Here is a 19,656-nt window from a genome sequence, read left to right as displayed (position 1 = left end):
GAACACCCGCGGCGCCCGGGGGCGTCCCGTGTCACAAGCCGGGCACAGCCGGGCCCGGGGGCGGTGTCCCCAGGGTCCGGTGCGCGCCCGCGGCACTAGACTCCCCCGGGTGGACATGGCACTGCACGACCCGCTGATCGGTACCCTGCTGGACGGCCGGTACCGGGTCGAGCAGCGCATCGCGACCGGCGGGATGTCCACCGTCTACAAGGGCACCGACACCCGGCTGGACCGGGTCGTCGCCCTCAAGGTGATGCACCCCTCGCTGGCCGGTGACGACGGCTTCACCGCCCGGTTCATCCGCGAGGCCAAGGCCGTCGCCCGGCTCACCCACCCCAACGTGGTCAACGTCTTCGACCAGGGCGCGGACGGCGGGAACGTCTTCCTCGCGATGGAGTACGTGCCCGGCCGCACGCTGCGCGACCTGCTGCGCGACCGCGGCGCGCTGTCCGTCCGGGCCGCGCTGGACGTGCTGGAGCCGGTGCTCGCCGCCCTGGGCGCCGCCCACCGGGCCGGGCTGGTGCACCGCGACGTCAAGCCGGAGAACGTGCTGATCACCGAGGGCGGCCTGGTCAAGGTCGCCGACTTCGGCCTGGTCCGGGTGCTCGGCACCGCGGACGGCGCCCCCACCTCGACCAGCACCGCGACCGGCGGCACCGTCCTGGGCACCGTCTCCTACCTCGCTCCCGAGCAGATCCTCCCGGACGCCCCCACCGACCAGCGGGTCGACGTCTACGCGGCCGGCATCCTGCTCTACGAGATGCTCACCGGCCGCCGCCCGCACACCGGCGACAACCCCGTCCAGGTCATGTACAAGCACCTGCACGAGGACGTCCCGGCCCCCTCGCTGACCGCCCCGGCCGTCCCCGCCGCGCTGGACGCGATAGTGGCCGGCGCCTGCGCGCGGACGGCCGACGCCCGCCCGTACGACGCGGTCGAGCTGCTCGCCGCCCTGCAGCGGGTCCGCCGCACGCTCACCCCGGCCGAGCTGGACGCCGAGCCGCCGGCCTCCACCCGGCCCAGCCCGCGCTACCCGACCAGCGAGCCGACCTCGGTCATCCAGCCGCTGCCGCACCCGGCCGACGCCCCGCCGCCCGAGCGCACCAGCGTGCTGGACGTCCCGGCGGACCTGATGGACCAGCTGCTGGTCGAGCCGCGCCCGTACGACGAGCCGACCCCGGTGCGCCGGCGCCGCCCCGGACGGCTGCGCCGCGTCCCGCGCCGCCCGCTGCTCTGGGTCGCCGCGCTGAGCGCCCTGGTGCTGGCGGTCGGCGGCGTCACCTACGGCCTCTCCGAGGGCCTGTACGGACCGGTGCCCGGTGTGCTCGGCAAGGACCGGGCCGAGGCGCAGCGGATCCTGGACAAGGAGGGCATGCACGGCCGGTTCGTCGAGGCGTTCAGCGAGAGCGTCCCGGCCGGGCAGGTCATCGCCACCGACCCCGGGGTGGGGGCGCGGGCCCGCAAGAGCGACACCGTGACGGTGACCGTCTCCAAGGGCCCCAAGCGGATCGCCGTGCCGGACGTCACCGGCAAGCCCGCCGGCCAGGCGGCCGAGGCGCTGGCCGCCGCCCAGCTGACCAGGGGCGGGGTGACCGAGACCTACGACGACACCGTGCCGGAGGGCGCGGTGATCAGCAGCTCTCCGGCGGCCGGGCAGCTGCTGCAGGAGAACGCCGCGGTGTCGCTGGTGGTCAGCAAGGGCATGGTGCCCGTGCCCGACGTCACCGGCATGAGCAAGGACGACGCGGCGAAGACCCTGCAGGCGGCCGGTTTCACGATGCAGACCACCGGGGTCAACCTGTTCGGCACGGGCAAGGTGTCCGGCCAGTCCCCCGCGGCCGGCGAGCGCCGCCCGCAGCACACCGCGGTGACGGTCAACTTCCCGTTCTTCTAGAGCGGGTCGGGCGGCTCAGCGGAGCGGGCCGTCGCCCGGCTCCTCCTGGTAGGAGTAGCGCTGCTCACGCCACGGGTCGGCCAGGTTGTGGTAGCCGCGCTCCTCCCAGAAGCCGCGGCGGTCGGCCCGCATGTACTCCACCGCGCGGACCCACTTGGGGCCCTTCCAGGCGTACAGCTGCGGGACGACCAGCCGGACCGGGAAGCCGTGTTCGGCGGTCAGCGTCTCGCCGTTGCGGTGGGTGGCCAGGACCGTCCGCGGGTCGGCGAAGTCGGCCAGCCGCAGGTTGGCGCTGTAGCCGTACTCGGCCCAGACCATGACGTGGGTGACGCCGGGCGCGGGGGGCACCAGGTCGAGCAGGGCGGCCGCCGGCACACCCGTCCACTCGTTGCCGAGCAGCGTGAACTTGGTGACGCAGTGCAGGTCGGCGACGACGGTGGTGCGGGGCAGGGTCTGGAAGGCGGTGAAGTCCCAGCTGTGCTTCTCCGCCGAGGCGGTCGCGCCGAACACCTGGAGGTCCCAGGTCAGCGGTTTGAAGCGGGGCACCGGACCGTAGTGCAGGGCGGGCCAGCCGCGCTGCGCGCGCTGCCCCGGGGGGATCCTCGGGTCAGACGGCGGAAGTGGTTCTTGTTCGGACTGACCCATGGCTCCATGGTGACAGACGGCGGCCGGGGCCCGGCGCGCGCCCCTTCTGCGGGCTGCACGCCCCGCTCGTACGGGCCAACGGTCGGCTGACCCCGGAACCTTCCCGGCTAAATCGGATATTCCGACACATGTCCTAGTGAGTGTGAACTTACTGGAATTTCCGCCCACCCCGGTGCCAGGATGCGCAACGCGGGACCCACCGCAGGCCGAAGCGCAGGGAGGCAGCGCCATGCAGGGCGATCCAGAGGTCATCGAGTTCCTCAACGAGCAGCTCACCGCGGAGCTCACCGCGATCAACCAGTACTTCCTGCACGCCAAGATGCAGGAGAACTTCGGCTGGACGAAGCTCGCCAAGTACACCCGGCACGAGTCCTTCGACGAGATGAAGCACGCCGAGACCCTCACCGACCGGATCCTCTTCCTGGACGGGCTGCCGAACTACCAACGGCTGTTCCACGTCCGGATCGGCCAGACGGTCAAGGAGATGTTCGAGGCGGACCGCCAGGTCGAGGTCGAGGCGATCGACCGCCTGAAGCGCGGGATCGTGGTGATGCGCGCCAAGAACGACGTCACCTCGGCGAACATCTTCGAGGACATCCTGGCGGACGAGGAGCACCACATCGACTACCTCGACACCCAGCTGGAGCTCCTGGAGAAGCTCGGCGAGGCGCTCTACCTCGCCCAGCTGATCGAGCAGCCGGAGTCCTGAGGCGCCGGAGCCCTGAGGCCTCAGGCCGCGCGCAGCACCCTGACCGGGGCCGGCGCCCCGGACGCCGGCGGGGCCTGCTCCGGGGCCTCCGGATCGGCCAGGCCGAGCTTCGCGGCGAGCCGGGCGGTCGGGCACGGCCGGGCGCCGTGCTCGCCGAGCAGCGCCTGGATCCGGCGGACGCAGGACCCGCAGTCGGTGCCGGCCTTGCAGCCCCTGGCGATCTGGCGGGGGCTGTCGGCACCGGCGTCGATCGCCTTCTTCACCTGGTCCTCGGTGACCGCATGGCACATGCACACGTACATCGCAGGTCTCCCGGGGGGGGGTGGAGCGGATTGGATCTTGACTAAGGCTTGCCTTAGTTCACTAAGCCTCACCTTACCCGGCGATCCGGGCACGAAAAAGCCCCTCCGGGCTCGGGAATCCCGAAACCGGAGGGGCCTTCGTCACATCTCGGTGATCGCCCCGCTCTCCGGGGCGGCCGCCTCACTGCCCGCGGTACATCTCCGCGACCAGGAACGCCAGGTCCAGCGACTGGCTGCGGTTGAGCCGCGGGTCGCAGGCCGTCTCGTAGCGCTGGTGCAGGTCGTCGACCAGCACCTCGTCGCCGCCGCCGACGCACTCGGTCACGTCGTCGCCGGTCAGCTCCACGTGGATGCCGCCCGGGTGGGTGCCGAGCGCGCGGTGCACCTCGAAGAAGCCCTTGACCTCGTCGAGCACGTCGTCGAAGCGGCGGGTCTTGTGGCCGCTGGAGGCCTCGAAGGTGTTGCCGTGCATCGGGTCGCAGATCCACACCGGCTGCGCGCCGGAGGCGGTGACCTTCTCCACCAGGGTGGGCAGGTGCTCGCGGACCTTGCCGGCACCCATCCGGGTGATGAAGGTCAGGCGGCCCGGCTCGCGCTCCGGGTCCAGCTTCTCGATCAGGGTCAGCGCCTCGTCGACCGAGGTGGTCGGGCCGAGCTTCACCCCGATCGGGTTGCGGACCTTCGAGGCGAACTCGATGTGCGCGTGGTCCAGCTGACGGGTGCGCTCGCCGATCCACACCATGTGGCCGGAGACGTCGTACAGCTCGCCGGTGCGCGAGTCCACACGGGTCATCGCGGTCTCGTAGTCGAGGATCAGCGCCTCGTGCGAGGAGTAGAACTCGACGGTCCTGAACTCCTCCGGGGCGACGCCGCAGGCGTTCATGAACGCCAGGGCGTTGTCGATCTCCCGGGCGAGCTGCTCGTAGCGCTGGCCGGCCGGCGAGTTGCGCACGAAGTCCTGGTTCCAGGCGTGCACCTGGCGCAGGTCCGCGTAACCACCGGTGGTGAAGGCGCGCACCAGGTTGAGCGTCGCGGCGGACGCGTTGTACATCCGCTTCAGGCGCTCCGGGTCCGGGATGCGGGACTCGGGGGTGAACTCGAAGCCGTTCACCGAGTCGCCGCGGTAGACCGGGAGGGTGACGCCGTCCCGGGTCTCGGTCGACTTGGAGCGCGGCTTGGAGTACTGGCCGGCGATGCGGCCGACCTTCACGACCGGCACCGAGGCGGCGTACGTCAGCACCGCCGCCATCTGCAGCAGGGTCTTCAGCTTGTTGCGGATGTGCTCCGCCGAGACGCCGTCGAAGGCCTCGGCACAGTCACCGCCCTGCAGCAGGAACGCCTCACCACGCGCCACGGCTCCGAGCCGGGCGCGCAGCTGGTCGCACTCGCCGGCGAAGACGAGCGGCGGATAGGAGGCGAGCTCGGCAAGGGTCTTGCGCAGAGCCTCTTGGTCCGGCCATTCAGGCTGCTGCGCCGCGGGCAGGGACTGCCAGGAGTGGGGATTCGTCACGGTCACACCGCCAAGGCTACGGGGTGACGCGAGCGATTCGTGACCATTGCCCGAGGGATGAGACACGACTCGGACAATCACGTGACGGGGCTCACCCGCCCGGCCCCATCCGCTACGCTCGAGCCATGCACGCGCCCCACACCCACTCCTGGTGGTGGGCCTCCCCCAAGGGTGGCCCACCGATCGCGCGTTCCTAGACGAACACGACGGCCGCCCCTCGGGGCGGCCGTCGGCGTCTGAGCAGCCGGCCCTCCGGGAGCGGATCCACGCACCGCACCTCGCCAGTCCACCCGGAAGGAAGCCGTTCCCGTGACCACCGCCGCCGATCTGCTCACCCGTCTCACCTCCCCCGGCGCCCCCGCCTTCGCCCTGCTGCACCGCCGCACCCCGCGGCTCGCCCCGGACACCGTCGAGGTGCTGCTGGGCACCGTCGACGAGTACCCGCACCTCGCCGACCTGCCGGTCCGCACCGGCGTGCCGGCCGCCGGCCCCGTCCACGACCTGCTCGCACTCGTCCCGTACCGGCAGATCCGCGAGCGCGGCTTCGAGGCACACGACGACGGCACCCCGCTGCAGGCCCTCTCGGTGACCGAGCAGTTCGCCCTGCCGTTGGCCGAATTCAACTCCGCCCTACCGCAGTTGCCGGTGAACCTCACCGGCGGCTCGTTCGACGTCGACGACGAGGCCTACGCGGCGATCGTCCGCCGGGTGATCGAGGACGAGATCGGCAACGGCGAGGGCGCCAACTTCGTGATCCGGCGCGACTTCCGCGCCACGCTCGAGGACTTCTCCCCCGCGCTCGCCCTCTCCCTGTTCCGGCGCCTGCTGGAGCAGGAGCGCGGCGCGTACTGGACGTTCCTGGTGCACACCGGCGAGCGCGTGCTGGTCGGCGCCTCCCCGGAGGTGCACGTCCGGCAGAGCGGCGGCACCGTCGTGATGAACCCGATCTCGGGGACGTACCGCTATCCGGCCGGCGGCTCGGACATCGACTCGCTGCTCCACTTCCTCCACGACCCCAAGGAGCTGGAGGAGTTGACGATGGTCGTCGACGAGGAACTGAAGATGATGTGCACCGTCGGCGACCTCGGCGGGCAGGTGCTCGGACCCCGCCTCAAGGAGATGTCCCACCTGGCGCACACCGAGTACGAGCTGCGCGGGCGCACCTCGCTGGACGTCCGCGAGGTGCTCCGCGAGACGATGTTCGCCGCCACCGTCACCGGCAGCCCGGTGCAGAACGCCACCCGGGTCATCAAGCGCTACGAGCCGGGCGGGCGCGGCTACTACTCCGGCGCGCTGGCGCTGATCGGCCGCTCCGCCAGCGGCGGGCAGCTGCTCGACTCCCCGATCTGCATCCGCACCGCCGACATCGACCCGGCCACCGGCGGCCTGGTCGTCCGGGTCGGCGCCACGCTGGTGCGCCACTCCGTCCCGGAGTCCGAGGTCGCCGAGACCCACGCCAAGGCCGCCGGGGTGCTCACCGCCATCGGCGCCCGGCCCGCCCCCGCCCGACTGCCCGGCCCCACCGGCCCCCGGCTGGCCGACGACCACCGGGTCCAGGCCGCGCTGGACGCCCGGCGGGCCGACCTCGCACCGTTCTGGCTGCGGATGCAGACCCCGGCGGTGGTCACCGAGCCCGCGCCGACCCTGGTCGTCGACGGCGAGGACACCTTCACCGCGATGCTCTCCCACCTGCTCACCTCGATCGGCCACCGGGTCACCGTGGTGCGCTACGACCGGCCGGCGCTGCGCGAGCTCGTCGCGGCGCACGACGGCCCGCTGGTGCTCGGCCCCGGACCGGGCGACCCGGCCCTCGCGGACGACCCCAAGATGGCCCTGCTGCGGCCGGTCGTCGCCGACGCGCTGGCCGCCGCCCGCTCCGGTGCCCGCAGCGCGCCGCTGCTCGCGGTCTGCCTCAGCCACCAGCTGCTCTCCGCCGAGCTCGGACTGGGCCTGGGCCGCAAGGCCGTCCCGTACCAGGGGGCGCAGGAGAGCATCGACCTCTTCGGCACCAAGCGGACGGTCGGCTTCTACAACGCGTTCACCGCGCGCTGCTCGGACGCCGACGCGGCCCGGCTGGCCGCCGAGGGCGTCGAGGTCGCCCGGGACGCCGTCACCGGCGACGTGCACGCCCTGCGCGGACCGGGCTTCGCGGGCCTCCAGTTCCACCCCGAGTCGGTGCTGACCCGCGACGGCGTGGACATCGTGGCGGGCCTGCTGCGCGAAACGGCGGCCGTCCGGCGCTGAGCGGGCGGCCGGCGGGCCGTCCCGGGCCGGGCGCTCGGGGCGGCCCGCGGCCGGCCGTCAGATCTCGTCGTCCAGGCCCTGCTCGATCGCGTAGCGGACCAGCTCCACCCGGTTGTGCAGCTGCAGCTTGCCGAGCGTGTTCTGCACGTGGTTCTGCACCGTCCGGTGCGACAGCACCAGCCGGTCGGCGATCTGCCGGTACGACAGGCCCTTGGCGACCAGGCGCAGCACCTCGGTCTCCCGGGCGGTCAGCTGCGGGACGGCCGGGGCGGAGGCGGGGGCCGGCTCGGTGGCCAGCCGGCGGAACTCGCCCAGCACCAGGCCCGCCAGGCCGGGCGTGAACACGGCGTCGCCGACGGCCGTACGGCGCACCGCGTCCAACAGCTCCTCCCGCCCGGCCGACTTCACCAGGTACCCGGTCGCCCCGGACTTCACCGCCTCCAGCACGTCCTGGTGCTCGCCGCTGGCCGACAACACCAGCACCCGCACCGCCGGATCGGCCGCGACCACCTGGCGGCACACCTCCGCGCCGGACAGGCCGGGCAGGTTGAGGTCCAGCACGACGACCTGCGGCGTGCAGGCGCGGGCCCGGCGGACGGCCTCCTCGCCGTCGCCCGCGGTGGCCACCACGTCCAGTCCGGCCTCCGCGAGGTCGCGCGAGACGGCGTCGCGCCACATCGGGTGGTCGTCCACGACCATCACCCGCACCGGCCGGTCAGTCGACGGCTGATCGGTCATCAGAACCCTTCCTCGGGACGCGCAGTTCCACCTCGACGCCCTCCCCGGGCGCCGAGTACAGCTCGGCCGTGCCGCCGAGGTCCAGCAGCCGGCCGCGGATGGACTGGGAGACGCCCAGCCGCCCGGCCCGCTCGGCCTCGCCGAGCCGGCCGGGGGCGAAGCCGGGGCCGTCGTCACGGATGCTGACCGTGACGGCCTCCGGCTCGTCCTCCACCAGGATCCAGGCCCGGGCCGGCTCCCCGGCGTGCCGGCGCACGTTGTCCACGGCCGCGCCGACCGCTGCGGCGAGTTCGCCCGCCGCCGGGGCGGGCAGCAGCACCGGGGTGCCGGGGGCGGAGAGCGTGATCCGTTCGTCGGCGTACGGGCGCAGCAGGGCGGTGAGGTCCTGCGGCTCGTCGGCCGCGCACTGCGGCGCGCGCTGTCCGGGGATCGGGCCCCCGGTCATCAACGCCCGCAGGGCGCGCTCCTGCTCGCCGGCCAGCCGGCCGAGTTCGGCGAAGTCCGCGCCGGCGTCGGCCTTCCCGGTGAGCTCGGAGCCGCGGCGCTGGACCAGCGCGAGCACCTGGAGCACGCCGTCGTGGATGTCGCGGGAGAGCCGCTCGCGCTCCCGGGTGGCGGCCTCGACCTGGAGCGCCCGGGTGAGCGTGGCCTCGCTGGCGCGGGCCAGTTCGATGACGTAGCCGATGGCGCAGCCGGCCACCATCAGCAGCACGATGTTGTGGATGTTGTCGCTGGTCGGGCCGCCGTGGCCGAGGATGTTGGCCACGCCGATCACCGAGCCGGAGGCGGCGGCCCAGCGCCAGCCCCCCTTGCCGGCGAAGCCGAGCACCGTGCCGGCGGCCCAGATGGTCGGCAGGGTGGGCGCGCCGTGGCTGATCCGGACCGGGTCGTCGGTCATCCCGCTCATCACGATGCCGGTGACGGCGAGGGCGAGGTCGGTGCCGAGCACCCACCGGGTGCAGCGCTGCGGGCCGGCGAAGGCCCGGGTGCTGGCGAGGGTCCAGAGGGTGAGCGCCCCGAGGAAGATCCAGCCGGCGACGGGGTGCAGGAAGTGCAGGTAGGAGTTGAGGTAGCGGAGCAGGGCGTAGCCGAGGGCCAGCAGCCGGAAGTAGGAGATGGCCTTCCAGAGCGGCAGTTCGACGGACATGCCCCCGGCCGCGACCGTGCCGCCGACCGCCGCGCCGGTTCTCCCGCCGTCCGTCATCCGTCCGCGCTCCCCCTGGCCCGTGCGGGCGGCGTCAGGCCGACCCGGTGTCCTTCTGCTGCTGCTCGGCGGCCTTCTCGGCCTCGGCCGCCGCCTTCTCGGCCTTCTCCGCCTCCGCGGCCTCGGCCTTCTCGGCCTTGGCGGCCGCCTTGCGCTCGGCGTCGGCCTTCTTCTTGTCGTCCGCGATCTGCCGCTTGGCGGCGGTCGCGTAGATGTCCACGTACTCCTGGCCGGAGAGCCGCATGATCTCGTACATCACCTCGTCCGTCACCGAACGGAGGATGAAGCGGTCGTTCTCCATGCCGTGGTAGCGGGAGAAGTCGAGCGGGCGGCCGATCCGGATGCCGGGACGGATCCCGAAGTTGGGGACCACCTGGCCGGGGGGCTGCACCTTCTCCGTGTCGATCATGGCGACCGGGATGACCGGCGCGCCGGTGGCCAGCGCGACGCGGGCCAGGCCGCCGACCTTGCCTCGGTAGAGCTTGCCGTCGGGCGAGCGGGTGCCCTCGGGGTAGACGCCGAACAGCTCGCCGCGGTCCAGCACCGCGATGGCGCTGCGGATCGCGGCCTCGCCGGCGCCGCGCACGCCGGAGCGGTCCACCGGCAGCTGGCCGACGCCCTTGAAGAAGGCGGCGGTCAGCCGGCCCTTGAGGCCCGGGGTGTTGAAGTACTCGGCCTTCGCGATGAAGGTCACCCGGCGCCTGATCAGCGCGGGGAAGAAGAAGGAGTCCGAGAAGGACAGGTGGTTGCTCGCGATGATCGCCGCACCCTCGGTGGGGATGTTCTCCTCACCTTCGATCCACGGCCGGAAGAAGATCCGAAGCAGTGGCGCGACGATCATCTTCATCAGTCGGTAGAACAACCCGGGCCTCCTGTTATGCGGACCGGTCGATCCTAATGCCCCGCGGCCGCCGCCCGCGCCGCGCCCCGCCCCGACGGGCCGCTGCCGGGGCCGGTCCGGCCGGGCACGGGGCCGCCGTCGGGGGTGTACGTCCCGGCCGGGGGCGTGGGACGATGCGGATTCCGCAGCTTCCCGTCCAGCGCCCCCTCCCCCAGCGCCACCCGCCCGCGAAGGAGCCCGCCATGCCGTTGCTGCCCGGTGTCGAACCGTACCGCCACCAGGGCGGACCGGTCGGGGTCCTGCTGTGCCACGGCTTCACCGGCTCCCCGCAGTCGATGCGGCCCTGGGCGCAGGAGCTGGCCGCGGCCGGGTTCACCGTCTCGCTGCCGCTGCTGCCCGGGCACGGCACCCGCTGGCAGGACATGCAGGTCACCCGGTGGGAGGACTGGTACGCGGAGGTGGAGCGCGAGCTGCTGGCGCTCGCCGCCGAGTGCGAGCAGGTCTTCGTCTGCGCCCTGTCGATGGGCGGTGCGCTGGCGCTGCGGCTGGCCGCGGTGCACGGCGCGACGGTCTCCGGGCTGGTCCTGGTCAACCCGTCGGTGCGCTCGGACACCCCCGCCAGTGTGTTGCTGCCGGTTCTGCGGCACCTCCTGCCGAGCGTGCCCGGCATCGCCGACGACATCGCCCGGCCCGGCGTGACGGAGCTCGGGTACGACCGGACGCCGCTGAACGCCGCGTGGTCGCTGGCCCGGCTGTGGCGGGACGTCCAGCAGCGGCTGCCGCAGGTGACCCAGCCGGTGCTGCTCTTCCGCAGTCCGCAGGACCACGTCGTCTCCGCGGCCAACTCCGACCTGGTGCTCGCCCGGATATCCTCGACCGACGTGACGGAGCGGCTGTGCCAGCGCAGTTTCCACGTCGCGACGCTGGACCACGACGCACCGGAAATATTCGCGGCCAGCCGGGACTTCATCCGACGGCTGGCTCCCGCGCGTTCGGCGGGCGTCACCCGGGTCGAATCCGACGATCACCATGGCTGAAGGGCCGGAAGTGCACGAGAGCAGCACGGCGGGCGGCGGGGACGAGGCACCCCGCGAGGACGGCGCGACGAAGGACGGCAGCACCGGGGAGGGCAGCACCGGGGAGGCCGGCGCGCAGAGCGCCGGGCCCGTCGACGGTGCGCCCGCCGGCGGTGCCCCCTCCGGCCCCACCGCGGCGGGGGGCGGCACCGCGAAGGCCGTCGACCGGCCGGTCCCGGAGCGGGCCGGCGAACCGGCCGACGAGCCGGCGGAGCCCCGCACCCGGCGCGCCCCCGAGCGCAGCCAGGCCGAGCAGGACGAGATCTTCGCCGCCCTGGTGGCCCAGTTCGACGACCCGGTGGACCTCACCAACCCCGACTGGCCGGAGGTCGAGAACCTCCGGGCGCAGGGCGATCTGAAGGGCGGTTTCAAGGACGGCGTCGGCCCCCGGACCGACCCGGACGACCTCGCCGACCTCGCCCCGCAGCCGCGCCCCCGCTCGGGCCGCCCGGTGCTGCCGGCGGCGGACTCCGGCCCGCGCGACTTCGAGCTGGCCGAGGAGACCGACGAGGGCCACTACGTCCCGCCGGAGCCCCCGCCGCTGCCGCCGGCCGACACGACCGCCAAGTTCGCCTGGCTCGCCGTGCTCGGCGGCCCCGCCCTGCTGCTGTTCGACGCGGTGGTCTGGCGGGAGATCTCCGGCTGGCCGGCCTGGGTCGGGGTCACCGCGTTCCTCGGCGGCTTCGTCACCCTGGTCACCCGGATGAAGGACCGCGACGAGGACGAGCCGGAGGACCCGGACCACGGCGCGGTCGTCTGAGCCCGGCCCGCCGGGCCCGGCGGGATCAGCCGGACGGGCCCCGGCCGGCCGGCAGTTCCAGCACCGCGAGCACCGGCAGGTGGTCCGTCGCGGCGCGCAGGTCGGAATCGGTGACGCCGGGGAGCCCGTGCGGCACCCCGCAGCCGAGGACGGTCGTCCCCGGGGTGGCGAAGACGGCGTCGATCCGCTGGTAGGGGCGTTCGGGGACGGACGTGAACTCGCCGCCCCAGGGCGCGGCCGGGTGCCCGTCCTGCAGCCGCGAGGCCAGCAGCCGCCAGCCGGGGCCGTCCGGGTGCTCGTTGAAGTCCCCCGCCACGATGCCGTGTTCGGCGATCCGGAGCTGGTCGAGGAGCAGTTCGAACTGGCCGTACCGCTCGTCGGCGTCCAGGCTGAGGTGGCAGCTGGTCAGGCTGAACGGGGCCGAGTCCGGCAGTCGCAGCAGCGCGGTGGCGAAGCCGCGGGCGTGCAGGCCGCGGGTCTTGGGCAGCAGCCGGTCGTACACGCCGAGCAGCCGGACCGCGCCGGGCCGGCCGAGCAGCAGCGGCCCGGCGGCGGTGCGCCCGCCGCCGGCCAGGACGGCCGTGCCGGTGCTGCGGGCGAGCCAGGCGGCCTGGCCCTCGGGCCGCCAGTAGCGCGGTGACTCCTGGATGCAGACGACGTCGGGTGCGCAGGCCCGGATCACCCGGGCCAGGGCCCGCCGGTCGTCCCGCAGGGAGCGGACGTTGTAGCTGAGCAGCCTGAGCCGGCGCGGGCCGGCCGGCGGCGGTTCCAGCGGTGGCGTGGTCATGGTCCTCCCCGGTCGCGGTCGCTGGGACGACCGTACGGCAGGGGCCGTCCGGGGCGTGCGACGGCGGCGGCGCGTCCGGGAACTGGTCGGGGTCCGGTCGCACCGCCGCCGGCGGGCTTCGGGGTGGGGTCGGGCGTCAGACGGTGCGGGCCAGGTCGGCGGCGCCGACGATGCCTGCGGCCGAGCCCATGGAGGCCAGCACGACCTCGGCGCGCGGGCGGTGCACGCCACCGGTCAGGTAGTGCTCGAAGGCCTTGGCGACCGGGTCGAGCAGCAGCCGGCCGGAGTCGGAGACGCCGCCGCCGAGGACGAAGACGCCCGGGTCGAAGAGGGCGGCGAGGTCGGCCATGCCGCGGCCGAGCCAGTCGGCCAGTTCGGCGTAGCACTCCAGGGCGAGCGGGTCGCCGGCCTCGGCGGCCTCGGTGATGTGGATGCCGCGGATGGTCTCGGCGACGCCGTCGTTGAGCTCCAGCATCCGCCGGCCGAGCACCGGGTTGGCGGCGGCCTTCTCGCGGCCGTAGCGGCGCAGCGCCCGCCCGGAGCCGTACTGCTCCCAGCAGCCCTTGCCGCCGCACCCGCAGGCCAGGCCGTCGGGGACCATGTTGAGGTGGCCGATCTCGCCGGCGACGCCGAACCGGCCGCGGTGCAGGCGGCCGTCGAGGACGATGCCGCCGCCGATGCCGGTGCCGACGGTGATCAGCACCATGTCCTGGTGGTCGGCGGCGGCGCCGAAGCGGAACTCGGCCCAGGCGGCGCAGTTGGCGTCGTTCTCGACGGCGGCGTCCAGGCCGGTGAGCTCCTCGATCCGCTGGCGCAGCGGCTCGTTCTCCCAGTCGATGTTGGGCGCGAAGATCACCGTGGAGCGGTCGCTGTCCACGAAGCCGGGGGCACCGACGCCGACCGCGCCCACGCCGGGGTGCTGCTCCTTGAGTTCGCGCACGGCCTGCGCGATGGCATCGACGGCCCACTGCGGGTCGGCCGGGGTGGGCACCCTGGTCCTGGCCAGGATCTCGCCCGCCTCGTCGACCACGCCTGCCGCGATCTTGGTCCCGCCGACATCGACGCCGATGGTCAGAGCCATGTGTCCCTCAGCTATTCACTCGTTCCCGCTGGACGGAACGGTACCGCCCAACCCGGCCCCCGTACACAGCCTCGCATACATTAACCGAAGCCAATTCTGGGCCAACCGGGCCGCCATGCTTCAAAAGTCGTATCGAAGTTCCCGTAACGTCACGCATGAGAGCAACGCGATCACCGTTCGAAGGTTACGGATTCACTGCTTGGCGGACGGCTCGTCAGGGGAGTCGAGGTCGATCCGCTCGGTCGGGGCGCTCTCGCCGGCGGTCCAACGGTGCTCGTGGCCGGTCACGGCGGCGCGGTAGGCGGCCAGCAGTTCGGACCCCGCGGCAGCCAGTCCGGAGCCCGCGGCGGCGAGGTGCCCGTAGACCTCGGGCTGCTGGGTGCGCAGCCGGTCGGCCAGCCCGGAGAGGGTGATGAGGGTGTCGGCGCTCGCCTCCTGCGCCTTCTGCCCGACGGCCGTGGCGAGCCTGCGCACCTCGTCCACCAGCGGGCCCAGCTCCGGACCGAACGGGTGGGCCTGCGGGCCGCCCTGCTCGGCAGTGGGCTCGGTCCGGTCGTCGGTGCTGGTCATCGCGGGCGCCTCCTCAGCCGTGGCCGCACCCCGCGGCCCTCGGGGCCGACGGTACCCGACGGCCGGAAGGCGCCGGGTCGGGCCGGGAGGCGGGGCAGGGCGGGGGCACGGCAGGGGCGGGGCGGCGTCGGGACGGGTCGCGGGGCCGGTGCCGGAAGGGGAGGCGGTGCCGGAAGGGGAGCGGGACCGGCCGCCGAGGGGCCGGGCGGCGTCGGGTGCGGTGTCAGCCCCGGGGCCAGAGCGCCGGGTCGGGCGCGAACCGCACCGAGAGCGCCCCGTCGTGCAGGCCCGCGCCGGCCACCGTGCAGCGGCGCAGCGCCGACGGCAGCGCCAGCACCCGGCGGTGCGCACCGAGGCCGACCACCAACTCGTCACCGCGGCGCACCAGGTCCAGGTCGGCCCGGTCGGCCCCGGGCAGATCCAGGTGCCAGACCAGCAGGCCCTCCTCGGCCAGCCGGTCCTCGACCGTCCAGGGCTCCGGGGCGAGCCGCTCCGGCCCGGGCCCGTCCCCGTACAGCCGGTCGGCGACCGACTCCAGGGTGGCGTCGGCCGGTCCGGTGGTCAGCACGGGGGCGTCCGTCGCCGCGGCGAGGTCGGCCAGCTCCTCCCGGCGGCGCCGGGCCAGCCCGGCCAGCCACGGGTCCGGCGAGTCCGCGGCGGCCTCCGGCAGCACGCCGTGCACCACGACCGCGTCCGGCCGGTGCCCGTGCAGGGCCAGCCCGGCCCGGATCCGGCGCAGCTCCCGGTAGGGGTGGCCGTCGGCCGGCACGACCAGCCGCACGCTGGTGCCGGGCGCGGTGATCGCGGCCCGGGACTCGGCGAGCACCGCGGACGCCTTGGTCCGCCCCTCGTACAACCACTCGGCGGGCATCGGGACGCCGGCCAGCCCCGCCAGCAGCGGGCGCAGCGCCCGGGCGGCCTGCCGCTGCTCGGGGACGAGCCGGTCCAGGTAGCGCTGGAGCTGCTCGGGCAGGGCGAGGGTGGCGATCAGCTCGGCGGGCGGCGGGGCCAGCACCACCAGGACGTCCTGGTCGGCGGCGGGCAGGGCGCGCAGCAGGGCGATCCGGGCGATGCCCGGCAGGGCGGTCAGTTCATCGGGGTCGAGCTGCTCGGCGCCGAGCAGGTCGAGGGCGGGCTTGAGCCGGGCGGTCAGCTCCCCGGCGGCGTAGCGGAAGGCGGCCTGCTCGTCGATCCGGGAGACGCTCAGACCGGGTTCGTAGCCGACGGGTTCCGGGTCCAGGCGCACCCCGAGGACGCCGTCCAGGGAGCGGTGCGGGTCGTCGGCGGCCAGCAGCCAGGTGCGGTGGCCGCGCCGGGCGGCGTGCAGGGCGGTGGCCGCGGCCACCGCGGGCGCGCCCGCGTCGCCGCTGACCAGGATGGTGCGCGTCGCCGTCATGCCGTCCGACCCCCGTTCCGTGCCGTCAGCCCTGCGCGGGCTTCTTGCCCTCGGCGTCCTCGACCCGCTTCTTCAGACCGGCCAGGGCGCGGTCGATGATGACCTTCTCGGCCTTGCGCTTGATCATGCCGAGCATCGGGATCTTGACGTCCACGGCGAGCTGGTACGTCACCTCGGTACGGCCGCCGGAGAGCGGGGCGAGCGTGTAGGAGCCGTCCAGCGAGCGGAGCATCTGGCTGCGCACCAGCGTCCAGCCGACCTCGCGGTCGCCGTCCCAGGTGTAGGCGAGGACGTGTTCGTCGCGGATGGCACCGGCGTCGAGCAGCAGACGCACCTTGGCGGCGCGGCCGTTCTCGCCGGTCTCGAGGACCTCGATCTCCTTGACCTCGCCGGTCCAGGCCGGGTAGGCGGCGAAGTCGGCGATCACGGCCATGACCGTGGCCGGGGTCGCGTCGATGGTGATGCTCGACCTGGTGTGCTCCGCCATGGAATGGCCCTCCGCCTCGTCCCTCTGCCTGCCGGTCCGGTCGAGCGATCGATCCGGTCCGCCCGGAGCAGGCTATCGCGACCGGGGATCGGCCCGGCCGCGCCCCTTTCCCGCGGGAGCGCCGGTCGGCGGACGCCGGGGCAGGCTACCGGCCGGTCACCGCGGGGCTACCGTAGGGTGCCATTCGAACGACCCGGTCACGGCCTGGTCCGACCCGGCCCGGGTGTGACACTTCGAACACCGGAGCCGACCCCCCTGGTCGAAGCTGCCTACCGGGCAGTAACGTCCTGCCGTCCCGCAGCGTCGCGAACGAGGAGCAGTCTTGCTCGACTTCAGCCTTCCGGCCCTCTACCAGGTACCGAGCGGCGGTAACCTCTCCGACCTCGTGCACCAGAACGCCGAGCGGCACCCGGACGTCGCCGTCCTCAGCCGCAAGGTGGACGGCCAGTGGCAGGAGTTGACCGCCGCACAGTTCCTCGTCGAGGTGCGGGCGGCCGCGAAGGGCCTGATCGCCGCCGGGATCCGCCCCGGAGACCGGGTCGGCGTCATGTCCCGGACCCGCTACGAGTGGACGCTGCTGGACTTCGCGATCTGGTCGGCCGGGGCCGTCACCGTGCCGGTGTACGAGACCTCCTCCGCCGAGCAGGTCGAGTGGATCCTCGGCGACTCCGGCGCGGTCGCCGTTCTCACCGAGACCGACCAGCACGCCGCGGTGGTCGAGGAGGTCCGCGGCCGGCTGCCGGAGCTGCGGCACGCCTGGCAGATCGAGCGGGGCGCGGTCGCCGCACTCGCCGAGGCCGGCCGCGAGGTCGCCGACGAGACCGTCACCGAGCGCCGCTCGACGGCCACCGCCGACTCGCTCGCCACCATCGTCTACACCTCCGGCACCACCGGCCGCCCGAAGGGCTGCCAGCTGACGCACCGCAACTTCATGGCCGAGTGCGGCAACGTGGTGGAGCGCCTGGCCCCGCTGTTCCGCACCGGCGAGAGCTCCGTCCTGCTGTTCCTGCCGCTGGCCCACGTGCTCGGCCGGATCGCCGAGATCGCCCCGGCGATGGCGCCGATCAAGCTCGGCCACGTCTCCGACATCAAGGACGTCACCGCCGAGCTGGCCGCCTTCCGGCCGACCCTGATCCTGGGCGTGCCGAGAGTCTTCGAGAAGGTCTACAACACCGCCCGCGCCAAGGCCCAGGCCGACGGCAAGGGCAAGATCTTCGACAAGGCCGCCGAGACCGCGATCGCCTACAGCCGGGCGCTGGACGCCGGCGGCGCGGGTCTCGTCCTGCGGATCAAGCACGCGGTCTTCGACAAGCTGGTCTACAGCAAGCTGCGCGCCGCGCTCGGCGGCCGGGCCACCCACGCCATCTCCGGCGGCGCGCCGCTCGGCGAGCGGCTCGGGCACTTCTACCGGGGCATCGGCTTCACCGTCCTGGAGGGCTACGGCCTGACCGAGACCTGCGCCGCCACCGCCTTCAACCCGTGGGACAAGCCGAAGATCGGCACCGTCGGCCAGCCGGTGCCCGGCGCCGACGTCCGGATCGCCGAGGACGGCGAGGTCTTCTTCCGGGGCCCGCACGTCTTCACCGGCTACTGGAACAACCCGCAGGCCACCGCCGACACCCTGAAGGACGGCTGGATCGCCACCGGCGACCTCGGCTCGCTGGACTCCGAGGGCTACCTCACCATCACCGGCCGCAAGAAGGAGATCATCGTCACGGCCGGCGGCAAGAACGTCGCCCCCGCCGTGATCGAGGACCGGATCCGGGCCCACGCGCTGGTCGGCGAGGTCATGGTGGTCGGCGACCGCAAGCCCTTCGTGGCCTGCCTGATCACCGTCGACCCGGACTTCTTCCCGAAGTGGAAGGAGCTCAACGGCAAGCCCGCCACCGCCACCGTCGCCGAGCTCAGCCAGGACCCGGACCTGCTGGCCGCCCTGCAGGCCGCCGTGGACGACGGCAACGCGGCGGTCTCGCACGCCGAGGCGGTCAAGAAGTTCCGCCTGCTGGACACCGAGTTCTCCGAGGAGAGCGGCCACCTGACGCCCTCGCTCAAGCTCAAGCGCAACGTCGTGCTGAAGGACCACGCCGCCGACATCGAGGCGATCTACCAGCGCTGACGCGGTACCGCGCGGGGCCCGGCTCGACGAGCCGGGCCCCCGCGCGCGTGTCAGCCCGCCAGCAGCGAGGTCAACCGCCCGGCCAGCAGGTCCCAGCGCCAGGAGCGCTCCACCCAGCGCCGTCCGGCCTCGCCCATCCGCCGCCGCAGCTCCTCGTCGCGCAGCAGCCGGACGATCCGCTCGGCGGCCGCGTCGGCCGAGCCGCCCGGCACCACGTACCCGGTCTCGCCCTCCAGCACCGCGTCCGGCGCACCTCCGGAGTCGCCCGCGACCACCGGCAGGCCGGTCGCCGAGGCCTCCAGGTAGACGATGCCCAGGCCCTCGACGTCCAGCCCCCCGCGCCGGGTGCGGCAGGGCATCGCGAAGACGTCCCCGGCGCCGTAGTGGGCGGGCAGCTCGGACCACGGCACCGAGCCGGTGAAGCGCACCGCGGAGCGCACGCCCCGGGCGTCGGCCAGCTTCTCCAGGTCCGCCCGGTACGGGCCGCCGCCGACGATCAGCAGCACCGCGTCCGGCACGTCCACCAGGATCTGCGGCATCGCCTCGATCAGGGTGTCCTGCCCCTTGCGCGGCACCAGCCGGGAGACGCAGACCACCACCGGCCGGTCCGCCAGCCCGAGCCGACGGCGCACCTCGGCGCCCCCCGAACCCGGGTGGAAGGTCGTCTCGTCCACGCCCGGCGGCAGCTGCACCATCCGGGCCGCCGCCTGCGGTCCGACCGCGCCCGCGATCCGGGAGCGGGTGTACTCGCCCAGGTAGGTCAGCACGTCGGTGCCCGCACCGATCCGCCGCAGCAGCTGCCGGGCGGCCGGCAGCTGCGCCCAGGCGGCCTCGTGCCCGTGCGTCATGCCCAGCAGCCGGCCGGCGCCCGCGCGGCGCAGCGCGGGAGCCATCAGTCCGAGCGGGGCGGCGGCGCCGAACCAGACGGAGTCGCACTTCTCCGCCCGCAGGATCTCGGCCGCCCGCCGGGTGACCCTGGGTGTGGGAACCATCACCTTCGTGCGGTCGCGGATCACCGGGAACGGCTGCTCCGCGTCGAAGCGGGCCACCTCGCTGCCGTCCCGCCAGGTCGAGGCGTACACCACGACGCTCCCTGCGGGCTGACGCACGGCCATGTTGTGCACGAAGGCCTGGATGCCGCCGGGGCGGGGCGGGAAGTCATTGGTGACGATCAAGGTTCTGTGCATCAGGCCACGGCTCGCTCGGTCGGGGGGTGCTCGGTGTACCGCTGGGTGATCCGTACGATAGGTCAACACCATGACCCGCCGGGAACGGATCCGCGCACGGCAACCGTTT

18 protein-coding genes are annotated in these 19,656 nt (G+C 73.8%); 6 read left to right on the top strand and 12 right to left on the bottom strand.

The genetic code is table 11. The annotated features are described in order from the left end of the window. The first annotated feature begins 115 nt into the window (after positions 1 to 115). On the top strand, positions 116 to 1,894 hold the full coding sequence (gene pknB, locus AB0N04_RS04400) for a Stk1 family PASTA domain-containing Ser/Thr kinase (protein WP_360207680.1): 1,779 nt from the start codon (positions 116 to 118) through the stop codon (positions 1,892 to 1,894). 15 nt (positions 1,895 to 1,909) lie between these two features. Here the strand turns inward: pknB and AB0N04_RS04395 are convergent, their stop codons facing one another. Then, a complete protein-coding gene (locus AB0N04_RS04395) occupies positions 1,910 to 2,539 on the bottom strand; it encodes a molybdopterin-dependent oxidoreductase (protein WP_360207404.1) in 630 nt (209 codons plus the stop codon). A 229-nt stretch (positions 2,540 to 2,768) separates the two neighbouring features. Between AB0N04_RS04395 and bfr the strand changes: the two genes are divergently transcribed. Further along, a complete protein-coding gene (gene bfr, locus AB0N04_RS04390; RefSeq protein WP_030239990.1) occupies positions 2,769 to 3,248 on the top strand; it encodes a bacterioferritin in 480 nt (159 codons plus the stop codon). A gap of 20 nt (positions 3,249 to 3,268) precedes the next feature. Here bfr and AB0N04_RS04385 read toward each other — a convergent pair whose 3' ends face one another. Next, a complete protein-coding gene (locus AB0N04_RS04385; RefSeq protein WP_360207407.1) occupies positions 3,269 to 3,550 on the bottom strand; it encodes a (2Fe-2S)-binding protein in 282 nt (93 codons plus the stop codon). Positions 3,551 to 3,731: 181 nt separating this feature from the next. Continuing rightward, complete coding sequence (locus AB0N04_RS04380) at positions 3,732 to 5,066, bottom strand: class II 3-deoxy-7-phosphoheptulonate synthase (protein ID WP_360207409.1); 1,335 nt, start codon at positions 5,064 to 5,066, stop codon at positions 3,732 to 3,734. Positions 5,067 to 5,369: 303 nt separating this feature from the next. Between AB0N04_RS04380 and AB0N04_RS04375 the strand changes: the two genes are divergently transcribed. Then, positions 5,370 to 7,304, top strand: a complete 1,935-nt coding sequence (locus AB0N04_RS04375) for an anthranilate synthase family protein (RefSeq protein ID WP_360207412.1) — start codon at positions 5,370 to 5,372, stop codon at positions 7,302 to 7,304. A gap of 57 nt (positions 7,305 to 7,361) precedes the next feature. Here the strand turns inward: AB0N04_RS04375 and AB0N04_RS04370 are convergent, their stop codons facing one another. The 3 genes from AB0N04_RS04370 to AB0N04_RS04360 are packed head-to-tail and all read right to left on the bottom strand — an operon-like array spanning position 7,362 to position 10,108. Continuing rightward, positions 7,362 to 8,042, bottom strand: a complete 681-nt coding sequence (locus tag AB0N04_RS04370) for a response regulator transcription factor (protein WP_360207414.1) — start codon at positions 8,040 to 8,042, stop codon at positions 7,362 to 7,364. Next, entirely contained in the window at positions 8,020 to 9,246 is a 1,227-nt protein-coding gene (locus AB0N04_RS04365) for a DUF5931 domain-containing protein (protein ID WP_360207417.1), read from the bottom strand. The genes AB0N04_RS04370 and AB0N04_RS04365 overlap by 23 nt, the downstream gene beginning before the upstream one ends. A gap of 34 nt (positions 9,247 to 9,280) precedes the next feature. Next, entirely contained in the window at positions 9,281 to 10,108 is an 828-nt protein-coding gene (locus AB0N04_RS04360; protein WP_360207420.1) for a lysophospholipid acyltransferase family protein, read from the bottom strand. Between the two features lie 221 nt (positions 10,109 to 10,329). Between AB0N04_RS04360 and AB0N04_RS04355 the strand changes: the two genes are divergently transcribed. Together AB0N04_RS04355 and AB0N04_RS04350 are read left to right on the top strand one after the other, a co-directional pair. Then, positions 10,330 to 11,124: an alpha/beta fold hydrolase gene (locus AB0N04_RS04355; protein WP_360207423.1), complete on the top strand. Its 795-nt coding sequence runs from the start codon at positions 10,330 to 10,332 to the stop codon at positions 11,122 to 11,124. A gap of 10 nt (positions 11,125 to 11,134) precedes the next feature. After that, complete coding sequence (locus AB0N04_RS04350; protein WP_360207425.1) at positions 11,135 to 11,923, top strand: hypothetical protein; 789 nt, start codon at positions 11,135 to 11,137, stop codon at positions 11,921 to 11,923. A 25-nt stretch (positions 11,924 to 11,948) separates the two neighbouring features. On the opposite strand, the gene AB0N04_RS04345 is transcribed toward AB0N04_RS04350, so the two are convergent. From AB0N04_RS04345 to AB0N04_RS04325, 5 genes are all read right to left on the bottom strand, one after another. Then, entirely contained in the window at positions 11,949 to 12,710 is a 762-nt protein-coding gene (locus tag AB0N04_RS04345; protein ID WP_360207427.1) for an endonuclease/exonuclease/phosphatase family protein, read from the bottom strand. A gap of 136 nt (positions 12,711 to 12,846) precedes the next feature. Next, positions 12,847 to 13,791 carry an ROK family glucokinase gene (locus AB0N04_RS04340; RefSeq protein WP_360207429.1) on the bottom strand — a complete coding sequence of 315 codons (945 nt, stop codon included), beginning with the start codon at positions 13,789 to 13,791 and terminating at the stop codon, positions 12,847 to 12,849. A gap of 192 nt (positions 13,792 to 13,983) precedes the next feature. After that, entirely contained in the window at positions 13,984 to 14,361 is a 378-nt protein-coding gene (locus AB0N04_RS04335; protein ID WP_360207431.1) for a DUF5304 family protein, read from the bottom strand. 223 nt (positions 14,362 to 14,584) lie between these two features. After that, positions 14,585 to 15,757: an ArsA-related P-loop ATPase gene (locus tag AB0N04_RS04330; protein ID WP_360207434.1), complete on the bottom strand. Its 1,173-nt coding sequence runs from the start codon at positions 15,755 to 15,757 to the stop codon at positions 14,585 to 14,587. A gap of 25 nt (positions 15,758 to 15,782) precedes the next feature. After that, positions 15,783 to 16,244, bottom strand: coding sequence for an SRPBCC family protein (locus tag AB0N04_RS04325; RefSeq protein WP_360207436.1), 462 nt, complete (start codon positions 16,242 to 16,244; stop codon positions 15,783 to 15,785). A 322-nt stretch (positions 16,245 to 16,566) separates the two neighbouring features. Between AB0N04_RS04325 and AB0N04_RS04320 the strand changes: the two genes are divergently transcribed. Then, positions 16,567 to 18,360 (top strand): long-chain fatty acid--CoA ligase, encoded by a 1,794-nt coding sequence (locus tag AB0N04_RS04320; protein ID WP_360207439.1) that lies wholly within the window; start codon positions 16,567 to 16,569, stop codon positions 18,358 to 18,360. A 50-nt stretch (positions 18,361 to 18,410) separates the two neighbouring features. Here AB0N04_RS04320 and AB0N04_RS04315 read toward each other — a convergent pair whose 3' ends face one another. Then, complete coding sequence (locus AB0N04_RS04315) at positions 18,411 to 19,547, bottom strand: glycosyltransferase family 4 protein (protein WP_360207441.1); 1,137 nt, start codon at positions 19,545 to 19,547, stop codon at positions 18,411 to 18,413. Positions 19,548 to 19,656 lie beyond the last annotated feature (109 nt).

It is taken from the genome of Kitasatospora sp. NPDC051702 (genome assembly GCF_040681575.1).
Classification (GTDB): Bacteria; Actinomycetota; Actinomycetes; order Streptomycetales; family Streptomycetaceae; genus Kitasatospora.
The sequence above is the reverse complement of the archived record's forward strand: the minus strand, read 5'-3'. Positions and strand labels throughout refer to the sequence as shown.

Bases quoted from the DNA above. Each gene is read 5' to 3' on its own strand.
- AB0N04_RS04340 (WP_360207429.1), bottom strand. From the start codon at position 13,791: ATGGCTCTGACCATCGGCGTCGATGTCGGCGGGACCAAGATCGCGGCA.
- AB0N04_RS04315 (WP_360207441.1), bottom strand. From the start codon at position 19,547: ATGCACAGAACCTTGATCGTCACCAATGACTTCCCGCCCCGCCCCGGC.
- AB0N04_RS04335 (WP_360207431.1), bottom strand. From the start codon at position 14,361: ATGACCAGCACCGACGACCGGACCGAGCCCACTGCCGAGCAGGGCGGC.
- AB0N04_RS04345 (WP_360207427.1), bottom strand. From the start codon at position 12,710: ATGACCACGCCACCGCTGGAACCGCCGCCGGCCGGCCCGCGCCGGCTC.
- AB0N04_RS04330 (WP_360207434.1), bottom strand. From the start codon at position 15,757: ATGACGGCGACGCGCACCATCCTGGTCAGCGGCGACGCGGGCGCGCCC.
- pknB (WP_360207680.1), top strand. From the start codon at position 116: ATGGCACTGCACGACCCGCTGATCGGTACCCTGCTGGACGGCCGGTAC.
- AB0N04_RS04365 (WP_360207417.1), bottom strand. From the start codon at position 9,246: ATGACGGACGGCGGGAGAACCGGCGCGGCGGTCGGCGGCACGGTCGCG.
- bfr (WP_030239990.1), top strand. From the start codon at position 2,769: ATGCAGGGCGATCCAGAGGTCATCGAGTTCCTCAACGAGCAGCTCACC.
- AB0N04_RS04325 (WP_360207436.1), bottom strand. From the start codon at position 16,244: ATGGCGGAGCACACCAGGTCGAGCATCACCATCGACGCGACCCCGGCC.
- AB0N04_RS04355 (WP_360207423.1), top strand. From the start codon at position 10,330: ATGCCGTTGCTGCCCGGTGTCGAACCGTACCGCCACCAGGGCGGACCG.
- AB0N04_RS04395 (WP_360207404.1), bottom strand. From the start codon at position 2,539: ATGGGTCAGTCCGAACAAGAACCACTTCCGCCGTCTGACCCGAGGATC.
- AB0N04_RS04385 (WP_360207407.1), bottom strand. From the start codon at position 3,550: ATGTACGTGTGCATGTGCCATGCGGTCACCGAGGACCAGGTGAAGAAG.
- AB0N04_RS04370 (WP_360207414.1), bottom strand. From the start codon at position 8,042: ATGACCGATCAGCCGTCGACTGACCGGCCGGTGCGGGTGATGGTCGTG.